Raw genomic sequence first — 26227 nt, forward strand, 5'->3', positions numbered from 1 at the left:
TGTGTTGCTGGGTATGTTGTTGTCTTTCTGACAAGTTCTATTATATAACCTTCCCTTCTATTCGTCAACTGCTTTTTTAGAAAAACTTTTTTTCGGACTTGCTGTTATGTTCATCGGCTATTATAATATGTCTTAATTTTCTAACAATAGGGGTGATGGGGTTTTGCATTCTTTGATTTCTTCTGATGATGTATGGGTATTATGGGGATTTATTGCAGTGTGGGCGGCAGTGAGCATCTGGCTGGAGCAGCGGTTTAAGTGGGCTTCCGCTGTGTCAGGGGCTATTATCGCACTGGCAGGTGCAATGGTGTTTACAAATATAGGAGTGCTTCCTGTTGAATCGCCTGTATACGACACCGTATGGTCATATGTAGTGCCGCTTGCGATTCCTCTTTTGCTGTTTCAGATCAATGTGCGGCAGATTTTTAAGGAAAGCAGGCGTTTGCTGTTTATTTTTCTTATAAGCTCCTTAGGGACAGTGGTTGGCAGCATCTTCGCTTTTTTTCTATTAAAACAGCATATTCCCTATCTAGATAAGATCGGCGGGATGATCAGTGCCTCCTATATTGGCGGCGGGATTAATTTTGCAGCGATGGCTGCGAAATTTGAGACACCGGGCGAATATGTGTCAGCAACCGTTGTGGCAGATAACTTTATGATGGCGCTGTTGTTTTTTATTTTAATCAGCATTCCTGCACTCAAATGGTTTCGCCGTCATTATGCGATGCCGTTTGAAGATCAGGCAAAAGCGGAAGGAAACAGCGGTAACAGCGCGGAAAGCTATTGGAAGCGGAAAGACATTTCATTAAAGGACATTGCCTTTAACGCTGGAGCTGCTTTTGCTCTTGTTGCGGTAAGCGGTAAGGTTTCCGGCTATTTCAAAATTACGTTCTCTCACCCCCTTTTGACCGGGACGCTTGGCGATCAGTACCTTGTGCTTACGTCTTTATCCGTTCTTATCATCTTTCTGTCCCTCGTTTTTTTGAAAGGCTCAATGGATCTCAGGAGCTTGGCACCTACTTGATTTATTTGTTTTTTGTGGTGATTGGCATTCCTGCAGATCTCCGGTTAATCATCACAAATGCGCCTCTTATTCTCTTATTTGTCTTTATCATCGCCATCAGCAATTTAGCGGTTTCCTTAGCTGTCGGTAAATTGTTCCGCGTGCGCCTTGAGGAAATTCTGCTTGCCGTAAACGCCACAGTCGGCGGCCCTACGACAGCAGCTGCGATGGCGATTGCCAAAGGATGGCGGGAGCTTGTTGCACCGATTATGCTGGTCGGCACACTCGGCTACTTGATCGGCAATTATGTTGGCACCTTTATGGGAAATTGGTTTTCTTCCTTTTTATAAAAAGGATTTTCACACTTTCCTCAGAATACTATGTAAGAGAAACGGAGAGATCACTGTATGTTAAAAGGACATACCATTTATATAAGACCTTTAGAAACAGAAGATGCTGAAGAGAATCTTCGGCTGCAAAGCGAAAACCGGGCATTTTTTGAACAGTTCTCCATGATTCGCGCAGACGATTACTATACGATTGAAGGGCAGAGATAAAGGATCGAACAATATCAGCAAAGGCTGGTAAATGACCAAGAGTATCACTTCGGCATCTTCACAAATAAAGACCATACATTAATCGGGACGGTTTCCCTTTTCCAAATCATCCGCGGAGCGCTGCAATGCGCGTTTATTGGATACTTTTTAGATAAAGCCCATAACGGAAAGGGCCTTATGACAGAGGCGGTCAGACTGATTGTTGATTATGCGTTTCACGATTTGAAACTGCATCGCATTGAAGCCGGTGTCATGCCTCGCAATCTGGGGTCCATGCGCGTATTAGAAAAAGCGGGATTTCATAAAGAGGGTATTGCCCGAAAAAACGTGAAAATCAATGGAAAATGGGAGGATCATCAAGTACTGGCGATTCTGAATCCTGATGATGAAAAATAAAAAAGAAGCCGGGATATCGCCCGGCTTCTTTTTTAACGCGCAGCTACGGGCCAATTTCTTTCAGCGCTTGTTCGAAATCACGTTCTAAATCATCTGCATGTTCGACTCCCACACTTAGACGGAGCAGGCCGTCTGTGATGCCGCGTTTTTCACGCTCTTCCTTAGGCATTGCCGCGTGAGACATCGTTGCCGGATAGGACAAAATCGATTCGACGGCGCCAAGGCTCACAGCAAAGACCGGAAGTGATACATTCTCTACTAATTTCTTAACGGCCTTTTTGCTTTCAAGCTCAAAAGAAAGCACAGCACCCGCTCCCATCGACTGACTTTTATGGGTTTGGGCCCCCGGATGATCAGACAGCCCCGGATAATACACGCGTTTCACCGCCGGATGCTTCCGGAAAAATTCCGCAAGCCGCTGCGCTGTTTGGCTCGCTTTTTCTAAACGGACCTGCAATGTTTTTAAGCCGCGCAGCACGAGCCAGCAATCTTGCACGCCAAGGACGGCGCCGAACGAGTTTTGCAGCTTATACAGCTGCTTCCCAAGCTCTTCATCCTTGACAGCAGCCAGTCCTGACAGCACATCGCTGTGTCCGCTCAGGAATTTTGTTGCGCTGTGAAGCACAATATCCACGCCGAGATCAAGCGGACGCTGCAGTGCCGGTGTCATGAATGTATTATCCAGAAAGGTCAGACAGCCGTTTTCTTTTGCAAGCTGGACAACCGCTTTAATATCAGTAATTCCAAGTGTCGGATTTGACGGTGTCTCCATATAAATGACCTTTGTGTTTGGCTGGATATTCCGTGCCACTTCGTTGATATCCGTCATATCAACAAACGTGTGCTCAATGCCAAAACGGGTCAAAACCTCTGTCACCATGCGGAAGGTTCCGCCGTATACATCTTCTGTCACAAGAATGTGATCGCCCTGTGAGAGAAGTAAAAATGCTGTTGAGATCGCAGCCATGCCTGAACTGAAAGCAAACCCTCTCGTTCCGCCTTCCAGTGCGGCAATTGTTTCTTCGAGAGCTGTTCTTGTCGGCGTGCCTGAGCGGCTGTAATCATATGCGCCAAATTCTTCAAATGAAGATTGATGGAAGGTCGAGGCGTGCTGGATCGGTACACTGACCGCCCCGGTTGCACCGTCTGTTTTAAATGGATTGTGCACGAGCTGGGTTTCCAGCGTCCAATTGTGATTACTCAAATGAAACAGCTCCCTCTTTGACCTGACATAAAGCCTGTTTTAGGTCCTCTTTTAAATCTTCCGCATGTTCAATTCCGACTGAAAAACGCAGCAGACGGTTGCAGACACCGTTTGCGATACGGATTTCTTCAGGAATATCCATGTGCGTCTGTGTGGCAGGGTATGTAATAAAGCTCTCCACCCCGCCGAGGCTTTCTGCAAAGCAAATCGTTTTCAGTGTTTTTAGAAATGGATTCACCCACTCTTCTTTTTGCAGACGGAAGGATAGCATGCCTCCTTTTCCCGGGTAAAGCACATCCTTGATTTCTTCTTGCTCTTCTAAAAAGGCCGCAAGCTCTTGCGCGTTCTCCTGATGCTGGCGCATTCTGAGACTGAGCGTCTTCATTCCTCTCATCAAAAGCCATGAGTCAAACGGAGGCAGGACCGCGCCGATGGCGTTTTGATGCTGAAACATTTCTTCTCCAAGCTGTTCATCCTTTACAACAACAAGGCCTGCGAGCAAATCGTTATGGCCGCCTAAATATTTGGTTGCGCTGTGAATGACAATGTCGGCTCCGAGCTCAAGCGGACGCTGCAAAACCGGTGTATAAAATGTGTTATCAACAATCACCAGAAGACCGTGCTCTTTTGAGATCCGGGCGATCTTTTCAATGTCCGCCTCCTGCATCAGCGGATTTGTCGGTGTTTCCACAAACACCGCTTTTGTATTTGGTGTAATCTTGGAGCGTAAACAGTCCTCATCGCTGAAATCATCATAATAAAAGGTCAAGCCGTATTTTTTCCATTCATTTTCAAACAGACGGTACGTGCCGCCATACAAATCCGATGAAACGATCAGTTCATCCCCGCTTTTAAACAGCGCCATAATCGTTTGAATCGCGGCCATTCCCGAACTGAAGGCAAGCCCTCTCGCTCCGTTTTCTAAACTGGCAATCGCGTCCTCAACAAGCTGGCGTGTCGGGTTTTTTGTCCGAACATAATCAAATCCGGTCGATTCGCCGATCCCTCTGTGGCGGTATGCAGTTGATAAATAAATAGGGGGACTCACTGTTCCCGTTACTTCGTCGCTTCGGTTTCCGATTTGGGCTAATTTCGTTTCAACGTGCTGTGACATATAGCTGACACCTTCCCTTTTCAAAATAAAAACCCCTTCTTCATAAGAAGAAGGGGTTTAACGCTTCTTCTTATCTTCCAAGCATAGTACGCTTGCTGGATTTAGCACCTTGGCGCTTTGCACGTATGCAAAACAAGCCGGTTGCTGAGGTTTCTAAGGGCCAGTCCCTCCACCTCTCACGATAAGAAATATCGATTTCAATTTTCTGATTGTTTTATATTAGCGCAATTTGCAGTTTATTTCAATACTTTTTTCTTCGGGCACCGAACTGTTTAAAGAGAGAAATTTCTAATAATTCATGGTACAATAATTTCAAACGCAAGAAAGTCTAGTGATGTCCTGGAGGAATGTATTATGGCACCGAAAAACGGCACAGTTCAAGAAAAGAAGCTCTTTTCAAAAGAGCTTAACGAGGAAATGACAGTACTCGTTTATCTGCCGTCAAACTACTCCCCTCTTTATAAATATCATCTTATTATCGCGCAGGACGGCCACGATTATTTCAGGCTGGGGAGAATCGGCAGACAAGTGGAGGAATTGCTGTCCAAAAGAGAAATAGACCGATGCATTATTATCGGTGTTCCTTACAAGGATGTAAAAGAACGCAGAAAAACCTATCATCCGGAAGGTTCTAAGTTTTCGGCATATAAACGATTTATTGCCCACGAGCTAGTTCCTTTTGCGGACCATGAATTTCCGACGTACCAAGTCGGCTACGGGCGGACACTGATCGGTGATTCTCTCGGAGCGACCGTTTCTCTTATGACAGCGCTTGATTATCCGAATATGTTTGGTAACATCATCATGCAGTCTCCCTATGTAGATCAACATGTATTAAAAGCCGTGAAACAGTCAGACGACATTAAACACCTCTCTCTTTATCACCAAATCGGAACAAAAGAAACAGACGTCCATACGACAGACGGCAATATTTTGGACTTCACAGAACCGAATCAGGAGCTGAAAAAGCTTTTGGAGGAAAAGCTTTCCGATTATTATTTTGAGCCATTTGACGGAGACCACAAGTGGACATACTGGCAGCCGCTCATTACGCCGGCTCTGAAAAAAATGCTCTAACATACTTTATTTTCAGGAGGGACATACTATGAAATACGGAATTGTTTTATTTCCATCAAAAAAACTGCAAGATCTCGCGAACTCTTACAGAAAGCGCTATGATCCGAGCTATTCCCTGATCCCGCCTCATTTGACGCTGAGATCTTCATTTGAATTTACAGAAGAGGAAGCCGGTGAATTGGTATCACAATTGAGAGAAATCGCTAAAGAATCTCATCCGATTGTTCTCAAAATGACCAAATACAGTTCTTTTGCGCCTGTCAATAATGTCATTTACATTAAAGCAGAACCGACGGAAGAATTAAAAACACTGAATGAAAAACTTTACACCGGTGTATTAGCCGGTAATCAGGAATACAATTTTGTTCCGCATGTGACGGTCGGCCAAAACCTTTCCGACGATGAGCATTCGGATGTATTAGGGCAGTTAAAAATGCAGGAAGTATCTCATGAAGAAATTGTTGACCGTTTTCATCTGCTGTATCAATTGGAAAACGGTTCGTGGACGGTATATGAAACGTTCCTGTTAGGCGGAGGAGAATAAACGATTGGAAGCAGTTATCGCAAAAAATGAAGAACAAATGAAAGATGCATTTTATGTAAGAAAAGAAGTCTTTGTCAAAGAACAAAACGTACCAGCTGAAGAAGAAATTGATGAGCTAGAAAACGAATCAGAGCATATTGTGGTATATGACGGAGATCAGCCGGTCGGCGCCGGAAGATGGCGGCTAAAGAACGGATACGGCAAATTAGAGCGAATTTGTGTCTTAAAAAGCCACCGCTCAGCCGGTGTCGGCGGCATCATTATGAAAGCGCTGGAAAAAGCGGCAGCAGACGGCGGTGCTTCAGGTTTTATGTTAAATGCGCAGACACAAGCAGTGCCATTTTACAAAAAACATGGATATCGGGTGCTGTCTGAAGAGGAATTTCTCGATGCCGGCATTCCCCATTTGCAAATGATTAAGGATTAAACACCATCCGGGTCTTCTGAGATCCGGATTTTTTCGCATATAAAAAACCGCTCTCTCATGTGAACGGTTTTTTATACATATCGATTAATAGATGTGCCTATCCCTTTTTCTCGAAATCTTTTATAAAGAGAGCGCTTACGTTTTGCCTCGTTTACTTTCCTTTCAGCAGCCGTTAGATTCTCCTGCTGCTTTTCAAGTTCCTTGTATACCCGCTGAAATGGGACATAGCTGATCTTCTCTGTTCCGGCATAATCCTGTTTATGGCCTATTGTGCGATTGGCATATTGAGCGTATTGCTGGTTCTGAATTTGACCTGCATATATCATACGATCCCCACCCTTCTGCTGTTCTTTTCCCTTAAACTTACTTTTTGAAACACGTTTCTTTTGATATGATAGTCTTTGTCTGTAATGAACACCTTTTTATTGGGAGGACCCCTTTTTGAAATGCGCCCGACTGAATGATCGAACAATACATTTACATACATATTCGAGAGAACATTATCAATTCCTCTATGAAGAAGGAATAAAAGGGAATTTATCTTGTTCTCATTGCGGAAAGCCTGTTTTGTTAAGGCTCAACATCGCTGAACCGCCTGCATTTATTCACCGGCAGCCTGGTGATTTCCCGGCGTGTGAGGAAGCCTGCGAACCGAAACCGGCGAAAGAAGAGAGAAAAGAAGACTTTCAGGAATCCGGCGTCTTTCGTTTGCCTAAAGGAAAAGCGATATCAGCTGATTCGGCACCCGGTGTCACGGAATGGCAGACTCCAAGACATATTAAACCTGGTACACCTTTTATAAAAAGACCGGAAACACCTGATATGAGCCTTTTTCCGACTGTCGGCTTAAACACAGATCAGCTGAAAGCTGTCACGGAAACGGAAGGCCCTTTATTGGTGCTTGCCGGTGCAGGAAGCGGAAAAACACGTGTGCTGACCGCGCGCGCTGCCCACATGATCGAACACTTAGACATACCGCCGGAACATATGCTGCTTGTCACCTTTACAACAAAAGCCGTCGCGGAAATGAAAGATCGCATGGCGAAGCAGTACGGATTACAGCCGTCAAAAGTCAGAAGACTTGTCACCGGAACATTCCACAGCTTGTTTTATAAAATCCTGTATCACTATGATTCTGCCAAATGGAATGGCGAACATTTGCTGAAAATGGAGTGGCAAAAGGAACAATATATGAAAAAAGCACTCTATGAAGAAGGCGTAGATGAGAAAGAGTTCCCTGTCGATCAGGCTTTGCAGCAAATCGGCTTCTGGAAAAACACTTATTTGCCGAATGAACGTATTCCTTTAAAGGATGAGTGGGAAAAACAAGTCTACCGCCTATACGAATATTATGAGCGCCAGAAAAAAGAACACCGCCAATTTGATTTTGATGATATGGCGTCAGCCTGCTATGAACTGTTTATCGAACGGCCTGACCTTCTGGAGCAATATCAATCTAGGTTTACGTATATTTTAATCGATGAGTTTCAGGACATTAATCCGGTTCAATATAAAATCATGCAAATGCTGGCGAGTCCGGAACAAAACCTGTGCTGTGTCGGTGACGATGATCAGTCAATCTATGCGTTTCGCGGCAGCAGCCCTTCTTTTATTCTGGATTTTCAAAAGGATTATCCCGGTGCCAAAACAATCTATTTAACAGCGAACTACCGTTCAACACATCCGATCGTTTCCAGTGCTGATATTGTCGTGAAAAAGAACAAAAACAGGTATGCCAAGATGCTGGAAGCCGCTCGTGACGACGCGCAGGTCCCTGTGCTGTTTTATCCTTATGACGAAGAAGAAGAAGCGACCATGGTGGTTTCCGATATGAAAGAAAAAATTCAAAACGGCGCAAAACCTGAAGATTTTGCGGTTCTCTACCGGACAAACAGCGCCGGCCGCGCCATTTATGAAAGGCTTCATCAATCATCAATTCCGTATACCGCAGATCGCGGCGTCCAGTCCTTTTACAGCAGAAGGATCGTCCGCCAGATACTCGCATACTTGTACGCAAGCCAAAACGAGGATGATACTGAAGCGATTAAACACTTGCTGCCTGCCTTATTTCTAAAACAGTCTGCATTAAACACGCTGAAGGCGCTCTCGATTACCGAGGATTGCTCAATGATCAAGGCGCTGGCCAAACTGCCGGATCTGAAGCCGTTCCAGCTGGATAAAATCAAAAAAATCGTGCCCTTTTTCGCAAGCATCCGCACCATGAAGCCGGTGGAAGCCATTACCTTTGCCGAAGGAAAAATGGGCTTCTCCGAATACTTAAAAAAACGGGGCAACGAAGGAAATAAGCTGGAAAAAGGCTCTGATGACCTGCGTGACGTCAAGGTTGTCGCCAAAAAATTCAAAACCATCCCTGACTTTCTCGCCCATGTTGATCACATGCGGGCTGCTAAAAAAAACAAAACGGATGAAAACGGTGTGCAGCTGATGACCATTCACCGGTCAAAGGGCCTCGAATTCAAAACCGTCTATGTATTAGGTACGGTAGACGGCTCCATCCCGCATGATTTCTCACTAGAAACAGCGAGAAAGGGAGACGAAGCTCCGCTTGAAGAAGAAAGACGCCTTCTGTATGTTGCAATGACACGGGCCAAACAGCATTTATATTTGTCTTGTCCCGCAAACAGGCGCGGCAAAACAGCCCACCGTTCAAGGTTTTTGTATCCTCTTTTGCAGCAAACGAGACAGCCTTTGCCCAAATAAACAGCCCGGCAGTGATACTGCCGGGTTTTTCACTGTAAAAAAGGCCCGCTGCCCAGGCCATCCGCTTATTTATTATCCAACATTTTAGAAATCGTTCCAAAATCAAGCTTTTCTTTTCCGCTTGTAATGGACTGGACAATCTTATCTTCCATTTCTTTCGGCACGCGTCTGTTTGCCAGCTGCGCCACGCGTTTAATGACGCTACGGACTGTGTTTTCATCTTTAAAATTGGCGTTTTGAAGTGATCCTGCAAGATTCATGACATCCTGCATGTTCACGCCTGTTTTCTTTTCAATGTTCTTAAAAAATTGATTATCCATGATACGCCTCCTTTTGGCGGAGTAATACAGTATTGTATGAACGCTTTACGCATAATGTGATAATTTGCAATCAAAAATAAGTTACTGATTTAAAAAGCAGCAAAGGGTACATAAAGTAGGAAGAAGCACGGGAATCATCCGCACTTCCTCCTTCATTCATTTCTTAGTAGTTAAAAAAAGATGCACCTACGATGATGAGAAGAATGAACAGTACGACCACAAGAACGAATGTTGAACCGTAACCGCCTGAATATCCTCCAGCATAACCGCCGCCGTAGCAGCCGCCTCCGTAACCAAACCCCATAACTAAGCACCTCCTTTACTCTCTATACACTATGTGAGACATCATGATCGGCTTGGATATTCGCATAGGGCGCTTGCGGATTTATGATGGATCATGCTGAGCCTGCCGTTTTTTCAGTAAGGCTTCCGTCTTTTCAGCCAATTCTTCAATTTCTTGTTCAAACGACAGGCCGGCTTCGTCAAATAAAGCCAATTCCTTTTCAATATGTTTGATCGTCTTGTCATGTTTGTTTTGCTTTTGATCGTGCGGTCCATACCTGCCCTCTATGAATTTTTCAAACTCGTTCATGAGATCCCCCCCTCTCATGACATATGCTGAGCGTATCAGCATTGTTAAAAAAACAAAAAACCGGACATCTCCGGTCTCTTGTCAGTGTCAAGCTATTGAGGTTTTTTCTTTTTACTGCCGCATCCGCAGCCTTTCTTTTTGATCTTTTTTGTTTGATACGATGAATCTGTATATGGAGTTTTTTGGGAAGGTTTGTTAAATTGATTCACTTTGATCCCTTCCTTTCCTTATGTCATATATGCTATTTTATGCGGATACTGACGGAAAGTTGCTGGTGGGAATGCCTCATTCCTGCAGCCATTTTGATACAAGGGTTTCAATAATACCGGCCAGCCCTGCGATTGCCAGCAGCAAAACCAGCCACTGGGCCGCCTCTGGAATAAAGGCCTGGCACAAAATCAAAAAGCCGGCGCACCACACGCCTGTGCACCAATAGCAGCTCAGCAATTCACCGATAAACGCCCTCACACCCGTTCCCTTTATGACAATATACGTTTCAATGTTCCCGTCCGCGTCCTTTTCCTCCTTCTCTTCATGAAAAAGGCTGCGCAGCGGCGCCATAATCGTATCAAACACGAAAAGACGCGCGAGCCGGAAGACCGCAAGCGAAAGAAGGAAAAGAGACAGCCAATTGATAACCACTGGTTCACTCCTTTCATCATCCCCTTCACATATATGCAGAAACCCTAGCTTTCATGAATTTGTATCTTGTCCTGTTGAAAATTGGTTATTTTTCTTATTCCGCTCTGCACTTGTTCTGCATTATATACAGTATGGATAAGAAAGGAGTGAAGGTTATGTCATTTGAAGAAGAAGTTGAATCCCTGCATCCTGAAATATTTGAGCAATTATCAAGCGAATTCGAGCAGCAGATCGAAGTCATTGATTGCGAAAATATCACAGTAGATACGTCACATATAACAGCTGCCCTTTCTATACAAGCCTTGGTCACAACAATGATTATCCTGGCAACACAGCTCGTCATCGCCGACGAGAACTTAGCTGACGCAGTCGCAAGCGAAATACTCATCCTCGATAACTCCCAAATCAAAAAAAGAACCATCATTAAAATTATCAACAGCCGAAACATCAAAATTACTTTATCTGCCGACGAAATAATAACCTTTGTACAAATTTTGCTTCAGGTGCTAAACAGCATTCTCAATGAACTTGACGTCCTTTAACCCTTTCTTTTCATAAACTTAAAAGTCGAGGTGAAAACAAATGTCAGATAACGATAAATTCAAAGAAGAGCTTGCAAAGCTGCCGGAAGCTGATCCAATGACGAAAATGCTTGTTCAAAATATCTTTCTTAAACACGGCGTCACGAAAGACAAAATGAAAAAAGTATCAGATGAAGAAAAAGAAATGCTCTTGAATCTGGTAAAAGACTTGCAGGCTAAATCAGCTGCATTAGTTGAAAATCAAAAGAAGAAAAAAGAAGAAGCAGCCGCGCAAGAGAAAAAGAACGAAAAACCGCTAAGCCGCAGAGAGCAATTAATTGAACAGCTCAGACAAAGACGGCAAAACAATAACAATTCAAACCAATCATAAAAAATAGGGTTCTTCATCAGGATATATGCCTCAGTCAAAGTAAGAGGCTCGCTCATTTAATAACAGTAAAAGAAAAGGAGGAATAGATATGGAAAGCAGACCATACTCTTGGGTTGCACTTGATCCTGACTGTGACCATCCGTTAGACGAAAAAGATAAAAAAGAAGAAAGAAAATGTAATTGCGATATTTGCTGCAATGGCAATGGATTCGGCGACGACAATGCCTTTATCAATCAAGATCTGGCTCAGGCAAATCTTAACAAACAAGTCTCCGATGAGACAATTATTATCAGAGACTCTTGTGATATCAACGTTACATCAACAGACGTTCAAGCCGTTACATCAGTTGTAACTGCAATTAATGCCGCTGTCGTAACAGCAACTCTCACATCCATTGCAGATGGTGTAATCGCTGAATTAGTCGCACAAGATTTACTGCAGCTGACAGCTAACAAGCAAGTAAACCGCCAAAAACTTCTCATCGAATGCTCCCGCGGCGTAAACGTCTCAACAGTAGATGTCGATATTGCAACACTTGTCTCTACAGCAACAAACACTCTCATTGCCATCCTAGTTATCACACTCGTCCTCTAGGACCTAAAAGCAGAGCTAAAACGCTCTGCTTTTTCTTATTTTCCCAGCATATGATGAATATATAGACGTTCACCCACACCAAGTGAGGCACGAGTACATATGTTGTTAAGGACTAAAGTCAAATACCCTATAAAGAAGGAGCTGAAATCAATGAGCTGCGGAAAAACCCATGGCCGGCATGAGAACTGTGTATGCGATGCAGTGGAAAAGATTTTAGCAGAGCAGGAGGCAGTTGAAGAACAGTGTCCGACTGGCTGCTATACCAACCTTTTAAACCCTACGATTGCTGGAAAAGACACAATTCCGTTTCTCGTTTTTGATAAAAAAGGCGGATTGTTCTCCACATTCGGAAACGTGGGGGGATTTGTGGATGATATGCAATGCTTTGAATCCATTTTCTTCCGCGTTGAAAAATTATGCGATTGCTGTGCAACACTTTCTATTTTACGCCCGGTCGATGTCAAAGGCGATACCTTAAGTGTTTGCCACCCTTGCGACCCGGATTTCTTCGGGCTAGAAAAAACAGATTTTTGCATCGAAGTGGACCTCGGATGCTTCTGTGCGATTCAATGCCTGTCACCAGAGTTAGTTGACAGAACTTCGCCTCATAAAGATAAAAAGCATCATCACAATGGATAAACACTTGTAAAGAGGAATCCCCTTCCAAGCTCTATTACAGGTGCAAATTATTCAGCTGCTTCGAAAGTGAGGCAGCTGACTCTCCATCATTTCGCCAGTCTCAAAATTACAAGGCAGGAGGGATAATATGAGCCAGAAAACATCAAGCTGCGTGCGTGAAGCGGTAGAACAAATTGAAGATCTGCAAAACGCGGTTGAAGAGGATTGCCCGACCGGCTGCCATTCCAAGCTTTTGTCTGTAAGCCATTCATTAGGCGATACAGTGCCTTTTGCAATATTTACATCAAAATCAAAGCCTTTAGTCGCCTTCGGTAATGTCGGCGAGCTGGATAACGGACCTTGCTTTAATACAGTATTTTTTAGAGTGGAAAAAGTTCATGGCAGCTGCGCAACGCTATCCTTATTAATCGCTTTTGACGAACACAAACACATTTTGGACTTCACCGATAAAGACACGATTTGTGAAGTGTTCCGACTTGAAAAAACGCACTACTGCATTGAAGTGGATTTAGACTGCTTCTGCGCGATTAATTGCTTAAATCCCCGTTTAATCAATCGAACACATCATCATTCATGATAAGGCGGAAAAGCTTGCAGATTTGCAGGCTTTTCTCTATGTAAAAAAGCTGCCGGAACGAACTGCCGGGCAGCTTTTTGCTTTCATTAAAAACCTAACGGGTGCAGAGATGTGATATCATCGATCGCCAGCTCAGTCGGAGCGCCGTTTCCGGTCGTCCGAAGCAGAACGGAATCATTTCTTCTTCCGACAATCACGCCTCTGTACGTTTTCCCATTGGCTTCGATCAGACAAAGCGCTCTCGGCATGTTATGCGGCAGTTTTGTTAAAAAGTCGATTTTTTCATGGATGGACATCTTGCTCATCGGTTTTTTCACTTTTCTGGCCGGCGGTGTCTTTTCTTCAGCTTTAGCTGCATTATGCACGGCCTCCGGTTCCTTTTCAGGCTTACGGGCTTCAGGTGCAGGCTCTTCCTTTTTTTCCGCTTCCTGAGGTTGCTGTTTGGCGGTGTCTTCAATTGCCTGCGGCTCTTCTAACGGTTCCTGCTGCTTTTTCTGGTTCTCCGGCTCTCTCGCCTCTTGTTTTTGCTGACTCACTTGTTCCTCTGCCTGTTTTTTCTCTGTTTGCTGAGCATCTTTTGCCTGAATGTCTTCCCGCTCTTTTTCCTCTGTTTCAATTGCACCTTTTACCTGAATGTCTTCCCGCTCTTTTTCATGATAAACCGGCTGTTCCTCTGCTTTTGTCGGAGCCGGTTTGGCTTTTCTTTTAATGACGATCTCCTGCATGGACGAGCGTGTTTCCATATAATCCGGCTGAACAATATACATGAGCGGTTTTTTATCCGCGTTTCTTTTCTTATTAGACATCTTCATCCCTCCGATTCTGTCATATTCTATCTATATGACAGAATGCTGAAAATCAGAAGAAATAAAAAAGCAATCCCTATTTGGGACTGCTTGATGGTGAATCTGCTTAGCGGGCAGTGATATGGAAACCTGAATCAACATGAAGATTTTCACCTGTGATGCCTCGGGACATATCGCTAAATAAAAATGCTGCTGTATCTCCCACCTCTTCAGGTGTAGTCGTGCGGCGTAGCGGCGCACGCTCTTCGATGTCTTTTAAGATGGAGTTGAAGTCACTGATGCCTTTAGCAGACAATGTTCTGATCGGACCGGCAGAAATGCTGTTAACGCGGATATTTTCTTTTCCTAAGTCAGCAGCTAAGTACTTCACACTTGCGTCAAGAGAAGCTTTCGCTACACCCATCACGTTGTAGTTCGGCATAACGAGCTCTCCGCCAAGGTAAGTCAGCGTTACGATGCTTCCGCCTTCAGTCATCATCGGACGCGCCGCTTTTGCGACAGCGGTCAGTGAGTACGAGCTGATGTTGTGAGCTAGAAGGAAGCCCTCACGATTTGTGTTTAGGTATTCGCCGACAAGCTCTTCTTTGTTGGCAAACGCGATACAATGCGCGATACCGTGAATCACACTGACCTGCTCCTTAATGCTTGCGAAACAAGTTTCGATTTCCGCGTCGTTTGTCACGTCGCAAGGAAGGATAATGGAATCGTTCCGCTCCAAAGTTCCAGCGAGTTCATGAACAGATTTCTCCAGGCGTTCACCTGCATATGTGAAAATCAATCGTGCGCCCGCTTCATGTAAAGAGCGCGCAATTCCCCAAGCGATACTGCGTTTGTTGGCTACTCCCATAACAACAATGTTGCGGCCTTCAAGTGAAAAATTCATATGTATAAAGCCTCCTATATTTGTTAAAGACATAGTATTAGTACCTGATCTTAATACCTATCATATCATAACCTTGTCCAGATGAAAAGCGCATACCAAAGTCAAACATGAAAGAGACCACCATAAGCAGGTGGTCTCATCGGTTTATTTTTATACTGTTTCGTTTAAAAGCGAAATGATTTGTCGGTCCGTGGCCCGATCCGATGCCGAGCGTATTTTCCACAGCTTCGCGGACAAAGTTGGCAGCAACCTCGAATGCCTGATGGATGCTGTCTCCTTTAGCGGTTTGGGCTGTTAAAGCCGCAGCAAAGGTGCAGCCTGTGCCATGCGTATGCTTCGTATCGATATAAGGATGGCTGATTTGCATAAACATGTTTCCATCAAAAAGAAGGTCAGTAATGTGATTGTCCTCAGGCTGGTGCCCGCCTTTGATAATCACATGCTGCGCACCCATCTTCACCAGCTGTTCCGCAGCTTTCTTCCGGTCATCAAGCGAACGGATCGCCATACCCGTCAGCGCTTCTGCTTCCGGCACATTCGGCGTGATCGCATAGCTTCTTGGAATCAGCAGCTCCTTCAGCGTAGCGATTGATTCATCGCGAAGCAAGGACGCCCCGCCCTTCGCGATCATAACCGGATCAACGATCACCCGGCTTAATTCGTATTGATCAATTTTTCTTGCCACTTCTTCAATCATTTCCGCATTCCAAAGCATTCCTGTTTTTACGGCGTCCGGTCTCAAATCCTCCGCCACAGCGTCAACTTGCTCTCTCAATGCCTCTGCAGTCAGCGGGTACACACCGTGGACGCCAAGTGTATTTTGAGCAGTTACCGCCGTAATGGCAGACATTCCGAATACACCAAGCTCCTGAAAGGTTTTAATATCTGCCTGTATCCCCGCACCGCCGCCTGAGTCAGAGCCGGCGATCGTCAAGGCTTTATATATACTCATCAAACTACACTCCTTTTATTACCCAATCCATTTATGATAGATGGATTTTGCCCTGGCAATATCATTTGTTCCGTGGATCAATGCTCTGCCGTCCCTAAACAGCACCATTTTCATGTCATCCGAGCGGCAGGAAATTAAATACTGATTCGCTGCTACTTCCAGCCCCGCCTGCCTCAGCTGCCCCGCCATCACGTCAAGATCTGCTTCTTTTGTGAAAGAGGATCTGATTTGCACCGTGTTTCTGCCGCACAATACTGCTGCTTTCGTTTGATTTTCATATGATAAAAACGGAAAATCCTTTGTGCCGCAGCTTGGACACGAGTCATCTTTAAGTCCCGCTGCTCCTACCTCTGACCGCTCATTTTTCCACAGATCAAAGGAGCGCAGCACAGGCTCGCATTCCTCTCCCGTCAGCAGTTTCAGGGCGTCTGTCACCTGAAGGACAGCAACCTGCAGAACAGCCGGGCTGATAATGCCGGCTGTGTCGCATGTCGCACCGCCAATCGGAAGAGTATCGAGTAAACAATGAAGGCAGGGTGTTACTCCCGGCAATACAGTAAACGTAAGACCGTAGCTCCCCACACAAGCGCCGTAAAGAAACGGAATGCCTTCTTTCACCGCAGCATCGTTCACAATGAGCCGGGTTTCAAAATTATCGGCGGCATCTACAATGATTGATGCGCCGCGAATCAGCTCGGATACGTTTTCTGCTGTGACATCCATGACAAGTCCGGTCACATCCACATCACTGTTAATGGAACGAAGACGCTGCTCAGCAGCTGCTGCTTTCGGCAGTTCCTTTTTGACATCATTTTCTGTGTAAAGCTGCTGGCGCTGCAGATTGCTCCATTCGACGTAATCTCTATCGGCGATTTTCACCGATCCGACGCCCGCTCTCACCAGCATCTCTGCGCTGGCTGTTCCCAGTGCGCCGGCGCCGATGATCACAACGCGCGCCTCTCTCAGTTTCTTCTGGCCTTCGGGGCCGATTGGAGCAAACAGCTCCTGTCTGGAATACCTGTCCGTCATACAGGAAGACCTTCTCCCGGACTGCTTGCCGTCCCATATGACTTGGCTGGAATGCGGCCTGCTTCATAAGATAGACGGCCTGCTTCTACCGCGAGCTTCATGGCGTGTGCCATTTTCACCGGATCGTTCGCACCTGATACGGCTGTATTCAGCAGTACGCCGTCCGCTCCAAGCTCCATTGCATATGCCGCATCTTTTGGCGATCCGATTCCGGCATCCACGATGACAGGCACTTTCGCCTGTTCAATGATAAATGACAGATTCAGAGGGTTTAAAATCCCCTGTCCCGATCCAATCGGAGAAGCCCCCGGCATAATGGCATGAACACCAAGCTCTTCAAGCTTTCTCGCCAGTACCACATCATCCGAAGTGTACGGCAGCACAATGAACCCTTCTTCAAGAAGCTGTTCAGACGCTTTTAACGTTTCCACAGGATCGGGCAGCAAGGAGCGGCTGCACCCGATGACTTCGACTTTAATCATGTCACAAAGCCCGGATGCCTTCGCAAGCCGTGCAATTCGAACTGCTTCTTCCGCCGTGCTGGCGCCTGCTGTATTTGGCAGAAGCGTATATTTTGATAAATCAAGCTGCTCCAGAAAATTAGGCTGAGACGCTTCAAAGATATTCATTCTCCGCACAGCAAATGTTAAAATATCAGACTCTGAAACAGCCACCGCTTCCTTTTGAATGTCAAACGATGGATATTTTCCCGTGCCCAGCAGCAACCTTGATTGAAATTGTTTCCCACCAATTGTTAGCATTCTCATCCGCCTCCTACAAAATGGACAATTTCGATGACATCACGATCAGAAAGCTCTACCTCGTGATATTGTTCTTTACCGATAATTTCTTTATTTCTTTCAACGATCACGATTTTATTTTCAAGCTGATAAGACGCAAGCAAATCCTGAATCGTACCTGTGTCTCTATCCCACTCAACTTGTTTACCGTTCAGCTGAAGCATCATATCTGAACCGCCTCCTTGCGATCAATTCGAAAGGCGTGCAGCCAGTCTGCCTTGACCTCTTTATTCATAATGAGATCACCGATTAAAGCACCCGTTGCAGGAGCAAGCAGAATCCCGTTTCTGAAATGGCCCGCCGCAAATAAAATGCGGCTGTCCTCAGGGTGTCTGCCAATGTATGGTTTTCCGTCCTTTGTCCCCGGACGCAGTCCCGCCCAAAAACGATCAACCTTCATATTCTGAATCGCCGGCAACATCGTTTTCGCTTTTTCCATAACCGACTGAAGTCCGCCAAGATCCGGCTTATCGCTCCAATCACCAGGCTTCATCGTCGCGCCGACAACCAGTCTGCCGCTTTTTCTCGGTACGATATAGCAATGATCATGATAAAGTGTTTTTGTCAGCGGAATATCATCATTCCAAACAGACAGGCACTCTCCTTTTACAGGAAAAAATGACTGGTTCAACCCGAGCTGTTTAAAAAACATCCCGCTCCAGACCCCGCTGGCAACCACGACATGGTCCGCATGCACGTCACCGGAACCCGTTTTGATCAAAATGGATTCACCGCCACGTGTCACATCAAGAACGGGAGTATGCTCAAAAATATCCGTACCAAGCGCTTTAGCCGATTTAGCGTATGCCTTGCACACAAAATAAGGCTCAACATGAACATCGTCCTGAATAAAGCTCGCCCCGTAAATCTCACCGGCCGTATACGGCTCTTTTTCCAGCACTTCTTCTTTTGTATGCCAGCTGACAGTATGCAAATCGTCCATCCGTCTCAAGCGGGACACGTCTTCTTCGGAGAATGCAAGCTTAAACATACCGCCTTCATGCCTTCTGATATCAATGCCGGATAATGCAAATAGCTCCTCTCCAAGACCCTGATACAAACGCTGACTGTGCATGGCGAAATCAAAAAACACATCCCGCTCCTCGCACTCAGCATGGGCGCCAAGCATCCCTGCCGCGGCGCTTGTTGTTCTGCCGCCGATTGTTCCGCTTTCAAGCAATGCGGTGTTTTTCTTTTCTTTTGCCAACTGATAAGCTATCGCGGAACCAATAATTCCGCCTCCAATGACAACTGCATCATAATGCCTTTTCATACTGAATCTCCTTTAGCTTGCGGGAATATCGTCTGGCAGCTTCCAAAGGATCATCGGAAGAAAAAATTCCGGACATGACAGCGATACCGTCTGAACCTGCTTGTTTCACTTCTCTTAATCTGGCAGGTGTCATTCCACCAATTGCAATAACCGGAATCGAGATCCTCTGTTTGATTTCTGAAAGCAAAGACACGCCTCTGCCATCAAGGCCTTGTTTGCAATCCGTTTCAAACACATGGCCGAACAAAACATAATCAGCGTCTTCCTTTTCTGCCTGAAGCGCTTCCTCCAGTGAATGCACCGATCGCCCAATGTGCAGGTGAGGAAATCTGGCTCTTACTTGTTTCGGCGAAAAGCTGCTGCTCGGCAGCTGAACGCGGTGAATATTTGAAAAAAGCGCAATATCAACCCGGCCATTCATCACCAGCTTTTGCTTATCAACACCGCCTTCAGAAATAAGCTCCAGCAGTTTCAAAATGTCAGCCGCCGATTTAGACCGTTCACGAATATGGATGAAATCAACCTCATCCTGAATGGCTATAATTGATCTCATTAGATCTTCAACCGGCTTGCGGTCATCAGTTATGGCGTGCAGCTCCAAGCTCTTCCACCTCTTTTACGCCGCTGTCTGACCAGCCTTCTTTTCGATAAGCCATTCCCCAGAACTGATATTCATAATAGCTGGAAATAACAAAATTCTCTTTCATCTTGGCACGCACTTCCTCGGTGCTGTTTTCCGCCAGCTCATCCAGGCGGTTAATTTGTTCTTCCACCTGCTGTCTGAACCAGTCACCGCCGTATGTGCTAATCCACTTCTGGTAAATCGGATGCCCCGGATCACATGTCAGCAATTTCTCACCAACCTCATAATAAAGCCAATAGCACGGGAGAAGAGCTGCCAAGATTTCTGCAAAATTCCCGCTCAAAACCGAACGGTACATATGGGATGTATAGGAGTAAGCGGTAGGAGATGGCTTAAATGACTTCCGTTCTTCCTCACTGATTTCCAAAAGCTCCGTAAACTCGCGATGAAGCGCCATCTCCGCTTCATATGTACCTTGAGCATGGCTGGCCATGCGTCCTGTTGTATAAAGATCCTTTGCATAAGCGGCACCGAACGATTGCACCTTTGCAAAATGAGTTAAATAGTAAGAATCCTGAAGCACGTAATATTTAAAGCGGTCGATCGGGAGAGTTCCGTCACCGATCCCCTGAACAAATGGATGGACAAAGCTGCCTTCCCACCATTCTGCGGCTGCACTGCGGCATTCTTCTGAAAACTTCACACGTCATTCCCCCTGTCTGATAATAAAAAAACCACTTTCCCGCAAGGAAAAGTGGTTTGGAATTGGCATAGTTGTATAACACAAATACCGCTCCACTTCCCTACGCAGGTCTGAACCTGTTCAAGTTATGAGGGTCTAAAAGTCACACTTTTATCTCAGCCCTTATAAAGGACACCCCTAGTGGTTTTACGAATACATATTGAATTGTTCTGCACCTCTATATTAACACGAATCCTTATTTGGTCAAGATATTATCCTTCCAATGTTTTCTTAAGATCCGTTACGTACCCGCGTGATCCGGTGACAATTAAGCGGTCTCCGATTTTCAGCCTTGTATCGCCGTGAGGAACAATGCTGTCCACACCTCGGAAAATCCTGACAAAAATCACGTCGCCTGTTAAAGGGAATTCACGGAGAATCACGCCATCGTATTTGCTGTTTTCCATATTAATTTGATACAGCGAGGACTCCTGGTTCGTGAGCAGTTTCATGACGCCAGGCGCTTCTATCAGCGCGCGAAGCAGCGTTTTGGTCGACAGCAAGATGGAAAAGATGCTGATGCCCTGCTCTTTCAATTTCGCTTCGTTCTCCGGTGATCCGGTGCTGGCAATGACTCTTTCTGTTCCTTTTTCTTTGGCGTATAATGCGATGTCCGTATTCATGTCTTCATCCCCTGTCGCCACTACAAGGATTTCTGTATCAAATATACCGAGTGATTCAAGGGTTTGATGCTCATAATCAGAAATCGTTTCGACGGAAAATACTGAGTCTGACAGCTTTTCCTCAGCGTTTTCTTGATAAACGTGCACGACACGCACTTTATACTCGCTCTCAGGCAATTCAAGTGTCACAGGCAGTGTCATTTGATTAGCGCCGATAAATGTGATCTTCTTTTTCTCCTCCGGCTGCTCCTGTTTTTTGTACAGCTTTTTAAAACCGACCGGCGTAAAAATACTTGCAATAACCGCCACCAGCGTAAGCGCTCCTGACATATTCGCGCTGATTACATGAAGCTGCTGGCCGATTGTCGCAGCGGCAATCACAAGAGAAAGCGTTGATGTCAGCAGGAAACCAGACGCCAATATTGTGCGGTTATCATACCATTTCTTCAAGTACAGGACAGGAAGAATTTTGCTTACTAACAGCGCCATAAGCAACAGCGGAATCATCACTAAAATTTTCGGGTCCTGAAAAAGTGTCCAAATATCCAATTTTACACCGACCATCACAAAGAAAATCGGTATTAAGAACCCGTAGCCGAAGGAATCAAGTTGCTGAACCAGTTCCTTGTTCGGCGAGAGCAGGGAAACAAGCACGCCCGCTAAGAAAGCGCCGAGAATATTTTCTGCCCCCAGTGATTCAGACAGAGCCACTAGTACGATAATTAAGGTGAAAATAGCACGAGTCCCGATCTGGATCGTCCCTTTTGACATGGATTGAACAAAAGAACGGTGTTTGAAGACCCGGCCGAAGAAGTAAAGCACTACTCCGGCTGCGAACAGGATCATCAAGAGCCACATGTTTCCGCTGTCCTCTCCGTATAGAGAAGAAAATACAGCAAGAAGAATCATAGTGACCAAGTCAGCAATCACAGCAACAAGCAGGATGATCTGCCCGATGTTTGAATCCATGATCCGTTCTTCCTTTAAGGTTGGAACAACAACACCTAACGAAATCGTAGAAATAATAAGCGTCATTAAAAAAGCATTTTGGATAAATCCGGCCAAGACGAACCCATAGGACAGCAGCAATGATAAAATAAAAATACCGATAAAAATAATGGATGCTGTGGCAAATGTATTGGGTGCTTCCTTGCCGTTTTGCAGAAACTGTTTTTTCTTTCCTCTCTCAAAGGATGAAAAATCAATTTCAAGCCCGCTTAAAAACATTAAAAAGATAAATCCCAGCATAGAGAGCGTCTGAAGCCAAGTATCACCCTCCACAACTAAATTAAGACCGCTTTTTCCTATAATCAATCCCATAATAATTTCAGCAACTACAACAGGAATGCTGAGTTTAAACCGATGCAAAAGGATGGGAGTTAAAAATGCAACGATAAGTACGACAACTAATGATGCGACAGATGTATGCGCCATAATCTGAACCTCCTTTTAAAAAAACATAACGCGATTTTAACAAGGGTGATGATGAAAAATAAAGTAATAAGGTCTCATTTTTTTTAGAAAATGATTCTTCTATAATTTGCACATAAAAGCTGGTGATGACTCACAGCAATTTGCTTCATAATAAATAAAATCATGAGTAAGGAGGATGCTGCATTGGCTTACTACGATATTATCAGCGATATTCATGGCTGCTACGATGAAATGACAGCCCTGATAGAAAAACTTGGATACACAATAAAAAATGGATTGCCTGTACATGATGAAGGCAGGATGCTTGTTTTTGCCGGGGATTTGACAGACCGAGGCCCTAAATCAATTGAAGTCATCCGCTTTGTAGCCGGCGCTTATGAACAAGGAGCAGTGCGTTATGTCCCGGGAAATCATTGCAATAAGCTGTACCGCTACTTAAAAGGAAATCCCGTTAAAGTGATGCACGGTCTTGAAACAACTGCGGCAGAGCTTAAAGCACTTTCTGAAGAAGAAAGAAGAAAAGTCAGCGAACAATTTATGAAGCTGTATGAAACTGCGCCGCTTTACGACATTTTACATAATGGAGAATTGGTTGTCGCCCATGCTGGCATAAAGGCTGACGATATCGGCAAAAACACAAGGAGAGTAAAGGACTTTGTACTTTACGGCGATGTGACGGGTGAAACGTATCCGGACGGCAGACCCGTCAGGAGGGATTGGGCCGCCGCCTATAACGGGAAAGCATGGGTTGTATACGGACACACACCTGTTCAAGAGCCCCGCATCATAAATCGCACCATTAACATTGATACAGGCTGTGTGTTTGGGAATGAACTGACGGCCTTGCGTTTTCCCGAACTGGAGACAGTCTCCGTTCCAAGCTCTATGCCCTATGACGAATCTAGATTTCGCCCCATATAAAAAAGGAGAGAATCGTTTTAATGATTCTCTCCTTTAACTAATTCTTGCATATCGTGCGGCAGAGCCGCATGAAACGTCATTTTCTCCTGCGTCAGCGGGTGGATAAACGACAGCTGCTCACTGTGCAGCGCCTGCCTGTCAATCTTTTGTCTCGTTCCGCCGTACAACGTATCGCCGCACAGCGGGTGTCCGAGATAGCTCATATGGACGCGAATCTGGTGGGTCCGCCCTGTCTCAAGCTGCAATGCCACCGAGGTTAAGTCATCTGTTATACGTGTGACACGAAAGTGAGTAACAGCCTTCTGACCGCCCGGTGTCACCATCCGTTCAATGATACTGTCAGGATGTCTGTCAATCGGGGCGTCTATCTTTCCCTCTGTCTCTGTCATACGTCCATGCACAACCGCAACATATCTGCGTTTCACAAGGCCGTTTTTTTGCGCCGACGATAAAATGGAGTGGGCAAAGCGATGTTTGGCAATCAGCATGACACCAGACGTGTCCCGGTCTAGCCGGGTGACAAGATGCACCGTGGCCCGCAATCCGTTTTTTTGGTAGTGATGGATGATGCCATTTGCTATGCTTCCCGCCGGGTGCTCTCGCGACGGAATAGATGACACATACGGCTGTTTGTTTATCACAAGCACGTGTTCATCCTCATACAGAATATCGAGCGGAACTGGCTCGGCCAAAAGCGTCTCGCTCACCTGTTCCTCAGGAAACTTTACAACAAGAAGGTCTCCCTCTCTCAATACGTATTTAACAGTCACATGCTTACCGTTAATGAGAAGATCTCCTCCGCTAAACTTGATGTCGGTCAGCAGACGTTTAGAAATCCCCAGCTCGCCCGCATATTCCTTTAAGGTCATTCCGTCTTCAGCGGAAGTGATGTTCTTTTCAATAATAAATTGCTCCACGATACGTCCTCTTTCTACTCACCTTTTCCGATAAATGAATCCTGGACTCTTTTCCAAAACGGAAACGGACGGAATCTTGCAAATCTTACATTTTCGGATGCAACCTGGCAGCGGATGGACTTTACATCCTTATGAAGCAGAGTTAAATGGTCAATTGTTACTTGAAAGTCAACTTCGTTTCTCGGTTTAATCATGCAATCATGATGGGATGGGAGAAGGAGCGGTGATCCGACCGTCCGGAATACGCGGTTATTGATAGATGCCATTTCCGCCAGCTGAATCGCTCTGATGGATGGGTGGATAATTGCTCCGCCCAGCGCTTTATTATAGGCTGTGCTCCCGGAAGGCGTGGACAGGCAAAGGCCGTCGCCTCGGAACGTTTCAAAGAGCTGCCCTTTGATTTCCACATCCGCCACAAGGCTTCCTTCTATGCTTTTAATCGTACATTCATTTAACGCCAAATATCTTTCCTCTCGCTCATTTTCATGATAGGTCACTATCACTTCAAGGAGCGGATATTCCACAGTATGATACGGTGTTTTCGCAATTGCGAGCACGAGTTTTTCAATTTCATGAGGAACCCAGTCCGCATAAAACCCAAGATGACCCGTGTGAACGCCGACAAAAGCCGTTTTATCTAACCTGTCGCTGTATCTGTGAAAAGCGTATAAGAGCGTCCCGTCGCCCCCGACTGAAATGACGATTTCCGGTTCATTTTCATCCAGTTCCATGTCAAAATCCAATAAATACGCCTGTATTTTGCTTTTCAGCGTATCAGAAACATTATCTCCTTTTGACGATACGGCAAATTTCATGCTTTTTCTTCCCCTTTACCTATTGATGCTCGCTTCCTTTTTTCTTTCTAGAAAAGGCAGCTTGAGCTTCCTGTATTTCACCCTTGATCTCCGACATCTCTTCATCAAGCCGCGAAGCCGCTTCAGAAGCGCGCTGAAGCCTCAGTTTTACTTTTTCAGGAATGTTTCCGCTGTATTTATAATTTAATGAATGCTCAATGGTCGCCCAAAAATTCATCGCCAGCGTACGGATCTGTATTTCAACAAGAACATGTTTCTCTCCGGATATCGTCTGCAAAGGATACATCACGACAAGGTGATATGACCGATACCCGCTCTCTTTATGTTCTGCAATATAATCTCTCTGATCCACAACGGTGAAATCTTTTCGGGCAAACAGCATTTCCTTTACAAATTGGATGTCATCGACAAATTGGCACATGATCCTAAGGCCTGCGATATCCTGCATGGTTTCAATTTCATGTAACGGTATGCTTTTCCGTCTGGCTTTTTCGAGTATACTCGCCACAGGCTTGACGCGTCCTGTCACAAACTCAATCGGTGAATGGTCATCCTCATATTCATAAAGCGTGCGGATCCCCTTAAGCTTCACTTTTAATTCTTCAACAGCCTGGCGGTACGGCACTAAAAAACGCTCCCATTGCTTGTCATCCATCATACATCCCCCAATTCAGCACCAGTTTCTATAGAAATACGCGTTTCACTTTTTCTTCCATTTCTTCTCCGTAGTTCGCATTATCTTTAATATTTTCTAAAAGATACTCCAGCTCCTCATAGAGGCCTGACAGCTCAATGCTTTCCTTCCCTGCCTCTAAAACAATCGGTTTTCTTTGATCATGGGCCTGCTTCAGTTCAGGCCATATATGTTCCTTTATCATGACATATTCAAAAGAATCAGCTAATTCAAGTATGTATACAAAAGCAATGTTGTCAGAATCAACAAGCATTTGACCTGACGGCTTGCGCTCTGCTTCGATTCCTTCTGTCTCACAGGTAAGGCGAAGCTCATCATCCGATAGTGTTGCATTTAAGATTTCGATTCTGTTTTGCATAATGCTCTCCTTTATAAACAAAGTACAGATTCATTTTATCATATCAAGCTCGATATTGATAAACCTAACATCTAAAG

General features: G+C 45.2%; 31 protein-coding genes, 2 pseudogenes and 2 riboswitches. Of the genes and pseudogenes, 12 read left to right on the forward strand and 21 right to left on the reverse strand.

The annotated features are described in order from the left end of the window. The first annotated feature begins 163 nt into the window (after positions 1-163). Together CJU60_RS09080 and CJU60_RS09085 are read left to right on the forward strand one after the other, a co-directional pair. Positions 164-1353 (forward strand): annotated as a pseudogene (locus CJU60_RS09080) (DUF819 family protein). 57 nt (positions 1354-1410) lie between these two features. Continuing rightward, positions 1411-1956 (forward strand): annotated as a pseudogene (locus CJU60_RS09085) (GNAT family N-acetyltransferase). A 43-nt stretch (positions 1957-1999) separates the two neighbouring features. On the opposite strand, the gene metC reads toward CJU60_RS09085, so the two are convergent. Next, positions 2000-3160 carry a cystathionine beta-lyase gene (metC, locus tag CJU60_RS09090; protein ID WP_095713601.1) on the reverse strand — a complete coding sequence of 387 codons (1161 nt, stop codon included), beginning with the start codon at positions 3158-3160 and terminating at the stop codon, positions 2000-2002. Further along, the gene (gene metI, locus CJU60_RS09095; protein WP_095713630.1) at positions 3153-4274 is read right to left on the reverse strand and encodes a cystathionine gamma-synthase/O-acetylhomoserine thiolyase; all 1122 of its coding nucleotides are present in this window, start codon (positions 4272-4274) and stop codon (positions 3153-3155) included. The genes metC and metI overlap by 8 nt, the downstream gene beginning before the upstream one ends. Positions 4275-4341: 67 nt before the next feature. Next, a riboswitch (SAM riboswitch) is annotated at positions 4342-4462 on the reverse strand. Between the two features lie 166 nt (positions 4463-4628). On the opposite strand from metI, the gene CJU60_RS09100 reads away from it, so the two are divergent. The 3 genes from CJU60_RS09100 to CJU60_RS09110 are packed head-to-tail and all read left to right on the forward strand — an operon-like array spanning position 4629 to position 6322. After that, the gene (locus CJU60_RS09100) at positions 4629-5351 is read left to right on the forward strand and encodes an esterase family protein (RefSeq protein WP_095713602.1); all 723 of its coding nucleotides are present in this window, start codon (positions 4629-4631) and stop codon (positions 5349-5351) included. A 28-nt stretch (positions 5352-5379) separates the two neighbouring features. After that, positions 5380-5895: a YjcG family protein gene (locus CJU60_RS09105; RefSeq protein ID WP_010333788.1), complete on the forward strand. Its 516-nt coding sequence runs from the start codon at positions 5380-5382 to the stop codon at positions 5893-5895. A gap of 4 nt (positions 5896-5899) precedes the next feature. Next, on the forward strand, positions 5900-6322 hold the full coding sequence (locus CJU60_RS09110) for a GNAT family N-acetyltransferase (RefSeq protein WP_010333787.1): 423 nt from the start codon (positions 5900-5902) through the stop codon (positions 6320-6322). Between the two features lie 71 nt (positions 6323-6393). Here the strand turns inward: CJU60_RS09110 and CJU60_RS09115 are convergent, their stop codons facing one another. Then, positions 6394-6648 carry a hypothetical protein gene (locus CJU60_RS09115; RefSeq protein ID WP_095713603.1) on the reverse strand — a complete coding sequence of 85 codons (255 nt, stop codon included), beginning with the start codon at positions 6646-6648 and terminating at the stop codon, positions 6394-6396. 115 nt (positions 6649-6763) lie between these two features. Between CJU60_RS09115 and CJU60_RS09120 the strand changes: the two genes are divergently transcribed. Then, the gene (locus CJU60_RS09120; protein ID WP_141243774.1) at positions 6764-9043 is read left to right on the forward strand and encodes an ATP-dependent helicase; all 2280 of its coding nucleotides are present in this window, start codon (positions 6764-6766) and stop codon (positions 9041-9043) included. A gap of 65 nt (positions 9044-9108) precedes the next feature. On the opposite strand, the gene spoVIF is transcribed toward CJU60_RS09120, so the two are convergent. The 4 genes from spoVIF to CJU60_RS09140 form a co-directional block, all read right to left on the reverse strand. Continuing rightward, the gene (spoVIF, locus tag CJU60_RS09125) at positions 9109-9363 is read right to left on the reverse strand and encodes a sporulation-specific transcription regulator SpoVIF (RefSeq protein ID WP_010333784.1); all 255 of its coding nucleotides are present in this window, start codon (positions 9361-9363) and stop codon (positions 9109-9111) included. 163 nt (positions 9364-9526) lie between these two features. Beyond that, complete coding sequence (locus CJU60_RS09130; protein ID WP_010333783.1) at positions 9527-9667, reverse strand: YjcZ family sporulation protein; 141 nt, start codon at positions 9665-9667, stop codon at positions 9527-9529. 81 nt (positions 9668-9748) lie between these two features. After that, on the reverse strand, positions 9749-9955 hold the full coding sequence (locus CJU60_RS09135; protein WP_095713604.1) for a hypothetical protein: 207 nt from the start codon (positions 9953-9955) through the stop codon (positions 9749-9751). A gap of 285 nt (positions 9956-10240) precedes the next feature. Next, positions 10241-10597 carry a DUF1360 domain-containing protein gene (locus tag CJU60_RS09140; protein ID WP_010333781.1) on the reverse strand — a complete coding sequence of 119 codons (357 nt, stop codon included), beginning with the start codon at positions 10595-10597 and terminating at the stop codon, positions 10241-10243. Between the two features lie 155 nt (positions 10598-10752). On the opposite strand from CJU60_RS09140, the gene cotV reads away from it, so the two are divergent. The 5 genes from cotV (at position 10753) to cotZ (ending at position 13320) form a co-directional block, all read left to right on the forward strand. Beyond that, positions 10753-11139: a spore coat protein CotV gene (gene cotV, locus CJU60_RS09145; RefSeq protein ID WP_095713605.1), complete on the forward strand. Its 387-nt coding sequence runs from the start codon at positions 10753-10755 to the stop codon at positions 11137-11139. A 40-nt stretch (positions 11140-11179) separates the two neighbouring features. Next, positions 11180-11509: a spore coat protein CotW gene (gene cotW / locus CJU60_RS09150; RefSeq protein WP_095713606.1), complete on the forward strand. Its 330-nt coding sequence runs from the start codon at positions 11180-11182 to the stop codon at positions 11507-11509. An 88-nt stretch (positions 11510-11597) separates the two neighbouring features. Then, positions 11598-12104 carry a spore coat protein CotX gene (cotX, locus tag CJU60_RS09155; RefSeq protein WP_095713607.1) on the forward strand — a complete coding sequence of 169 codons (507 nt, stop codon included), beginning with the start codon at positions 11598-11600 and terminating at the stop codon, positions 12102-12104. Positions 12105-12254: 150 nt separating this feature from the next. Then, positions 12255-12743, forward strand: coding sequence for a spore coat protein CotY (cotY, locus tag CJU60_RS09160; RefSeq protein WP_003239243.1), 489 nt, complete (start codon positions 12255-12257; stop codon positions 12741-12743). A gap of 127 nt (positions 12744-12870) precedes the next feature. Next, positions 12871-13320, forward strand: a complete 450-nt coding sequence (gene cotZ / locus CJU60_RS09165) for a spore coat protein CotZ (RefSeq protein WP_095713608.1) — start codon at positions 12871-12873, stop codon at positions 13318-13320. An 86-nt stretch (positions 13321-13406) separates the two neighbouring features. Here cotZ and cotO read toward each other — a convergent pair whose 3' ends face one another. The 10 genes from cotO to CJU60_RS09215 all read right to left on the reverse strand — a co-directional run bounded on the left by cotO (position 13407) and on the right by CJU60_RS09215 (position 22445). Next, positions 13407-14132, reverse strand: coding sequence for a spore coat protein CotO (gene cotO, locus CJU60_RS09170; RefSeq protein ID WP_081638279.1), 726 nt, complete (start codon positions 14130-14132; stop codon positions 13407-13409). A 100-nt stretch (positions 14133-14232) separates the two neighbouring features. Next, a complete protein-coding gene (fabI, locus tag CJU60_RS09175; RefSeq protein ID WP_095713609.1) occupies positions 14233-15009 on the reverse strand; it encodes an enoyl-ACP reductase FabI in 777 nt (258 codons plus the stop codon). A gap of 136 nt (positions 15010-15145) precedes the next feature. Further along, complete coding sequence (gene thiD, locus CJU60_RS09180) at positions 15146-15961, reverse strand: bifunctional hydroxymethylpyrimidine kinase/phosphomethylpyrimidine kinase (RefSeq protein WP_095713610.1); 816 nt, start codon at positions 15959-15961, stop codon at positions 15146-15148. Between the two features lie 18 nt (positions 15962-15979). Then, positions 15980-16990, reverse strand: coding sequence for a thiazole biosynthesis adenylyltransferase ThiF (thiF, locus tag CJU60_RS09185; protein WP_095713611.1), 1011 nt, complete (start codon positions 16988-16990; stop codon positions 15980-15982). Next, positions 16987-17757 (reverse strand): thiazole synthase, encoded by a 771-nt coding sequence (thiG, locus tag CJU60_RS09190; RefSeq protein ID WP_081638278.1) that lies wholly within the window; start codon positions 17755-17757, stop codon positions 16987-16989. Before thiG ends, thiF begins: the two co-directional genes overlap by 4 nt. Continuing rightward, on the reverse strand, positions 17754-17954 hold the full coding sequence (thiS, locus tag CJU60_RS09195; protein ID WP_081638285.1) for a sulfur carrier protein ThiS: 201 nt from the start codon (positions 17952-17954) through the stop codon (positions 17754-17756). Before thiS ends, thiG begins: the two co-directional genes overlap by 4 nt. Then, on the reverse strand, positions 17954-19063 hold the full coding sequence (gene thiO, locus CJU60_RS09200) for a glycine oxidase ThiO (protein WP_095713612.1): 1110 nt from the start codon (positions 19061-19063) through the stop codon (positions 17954-17956). The genes thiS and thiO overlap by 1 nt, the downstream gene beginning before the upstream one ends. Beyond that, positions 19047-19664 carry a thiazole tautomerase TenI gene (gene tenI / locus CJU60_RS09205; protein ID WP_095713613.1) on the reverse strand — a complete coding sequence of 206 codons (618 nt, stop codon included), beginning with the start codon at positions 19662-19664 and terminating at the stop codon, positions 19047-19049. Before tenI ends, thiO begins: the two co-directional genes overlap by 17 nt. Continuing rightward, complete coding sequence (gene tenA / locus CJU60_RS09210; RefSeq protein ID WP_095713614.1) at positions 19642-20349, reverse strand: thiaminase II; 708 nt, start codon at positions 20347-20349, stop codon at positions 19642-19644. Before tenA ends, tenI begins: the two co-directional genes overlap by 23 nt. A gap of 80 nt (positions 20350-20429) precedes the next feature. After that, positions 20430-20538: riboswitch (TPP riboswitch) on the reverse strand. Positions 20539-20600: 62 nt separating this feature from the next. Continuing rightward, on the reverse strand, positions 20601-22445 hold the full coding sequence (locus tag CJU60_RS09215) for a monovalent cation:proton antiporter family protein (protein WP_095713615.1): 1845 nt from the start codon (positions 22443-22445) through the stop codon (positions 20601-20603). 162 nt (positions 22446-22607) lie between these two features. Between CJU60_RS09215 and prpE the strand changes: the two genes are divergently transcribed. Beyond that, complete coding sequence (prpE, locus tag CJU60_RS09220; protein WP_095713616.1) at positions 22608-23366, forward strand: bis(5'-nucleosyl)-tetraphosphatase PrpE; 759 nt, start codon at positions 22608-22610, stop codon at positions 23364-23366. Positions 23367-23383: 17 nt separating this feature from the next. Here prpE and CJU60_RS09225 read toward each other — a convergent pair whose 3' ends face one another. The 4 genes from CJU60_RS09225 to CJU60_RS09240 are packed head-to-tail and all read right to left on the reverse strand — an operon-like array spanning position 23384 to position 26150. After that, positions 23384-24283, reverse strand: a complete 900-nt coding sequence (locus tag CJU60_RS09225; protein WP_176471077.1) for an RluA family pseudouridine synthase — start codon at positions 24281-24283, stop codon at positions 23384-23386. A gap of 14 nt (positions 24284-24297) precedes the next feature. Continuing rightward, complete coding sequence (locus tag CJU60_RS09230) at positions 24298-25098, reverse strand: NAD kinase (RefSeq protein WP_010333761.1); 801 nt, start codon at positions 25096-25098, stop codon at positions 24298-24300. Between the two features lie 19 nt (positions 25099-25117). Next, complete coding sequence (gene yjbM / locus CJU60_RS09235; RefSeq protein ID WP_024120930.1) at positions 25118-25753, reverse strand: GTP diphosphokinase; 636 nt, start codon at positions 25751-25753, stop codon at positions 25118-25120. A gap of 28 nt (positions 25754-25781) precedes the next feature. Next, positions 25782-26150 carry a UPF0738 family protein gene (locus CJU60_RS09240; RefSeq protein WP_095713617.1) on the reverse strand — a complete coding sequence of 123 codons (369 nt, stop codon included), beginning with the start codon at positions 26148-26150 and terminating at the stop codon, positions 25782-25784. Positions 26151-26227 lie beyond the last annotated feature (77 nt).

Source organism: Bacillus sp. 7705b (assembly GCF_002289525.1).
Lineage (GTDB): Bacteria > Bacillota > Bacilli > Bacillales > Bacillaceae > Bacillus > Bacillus halotolerans.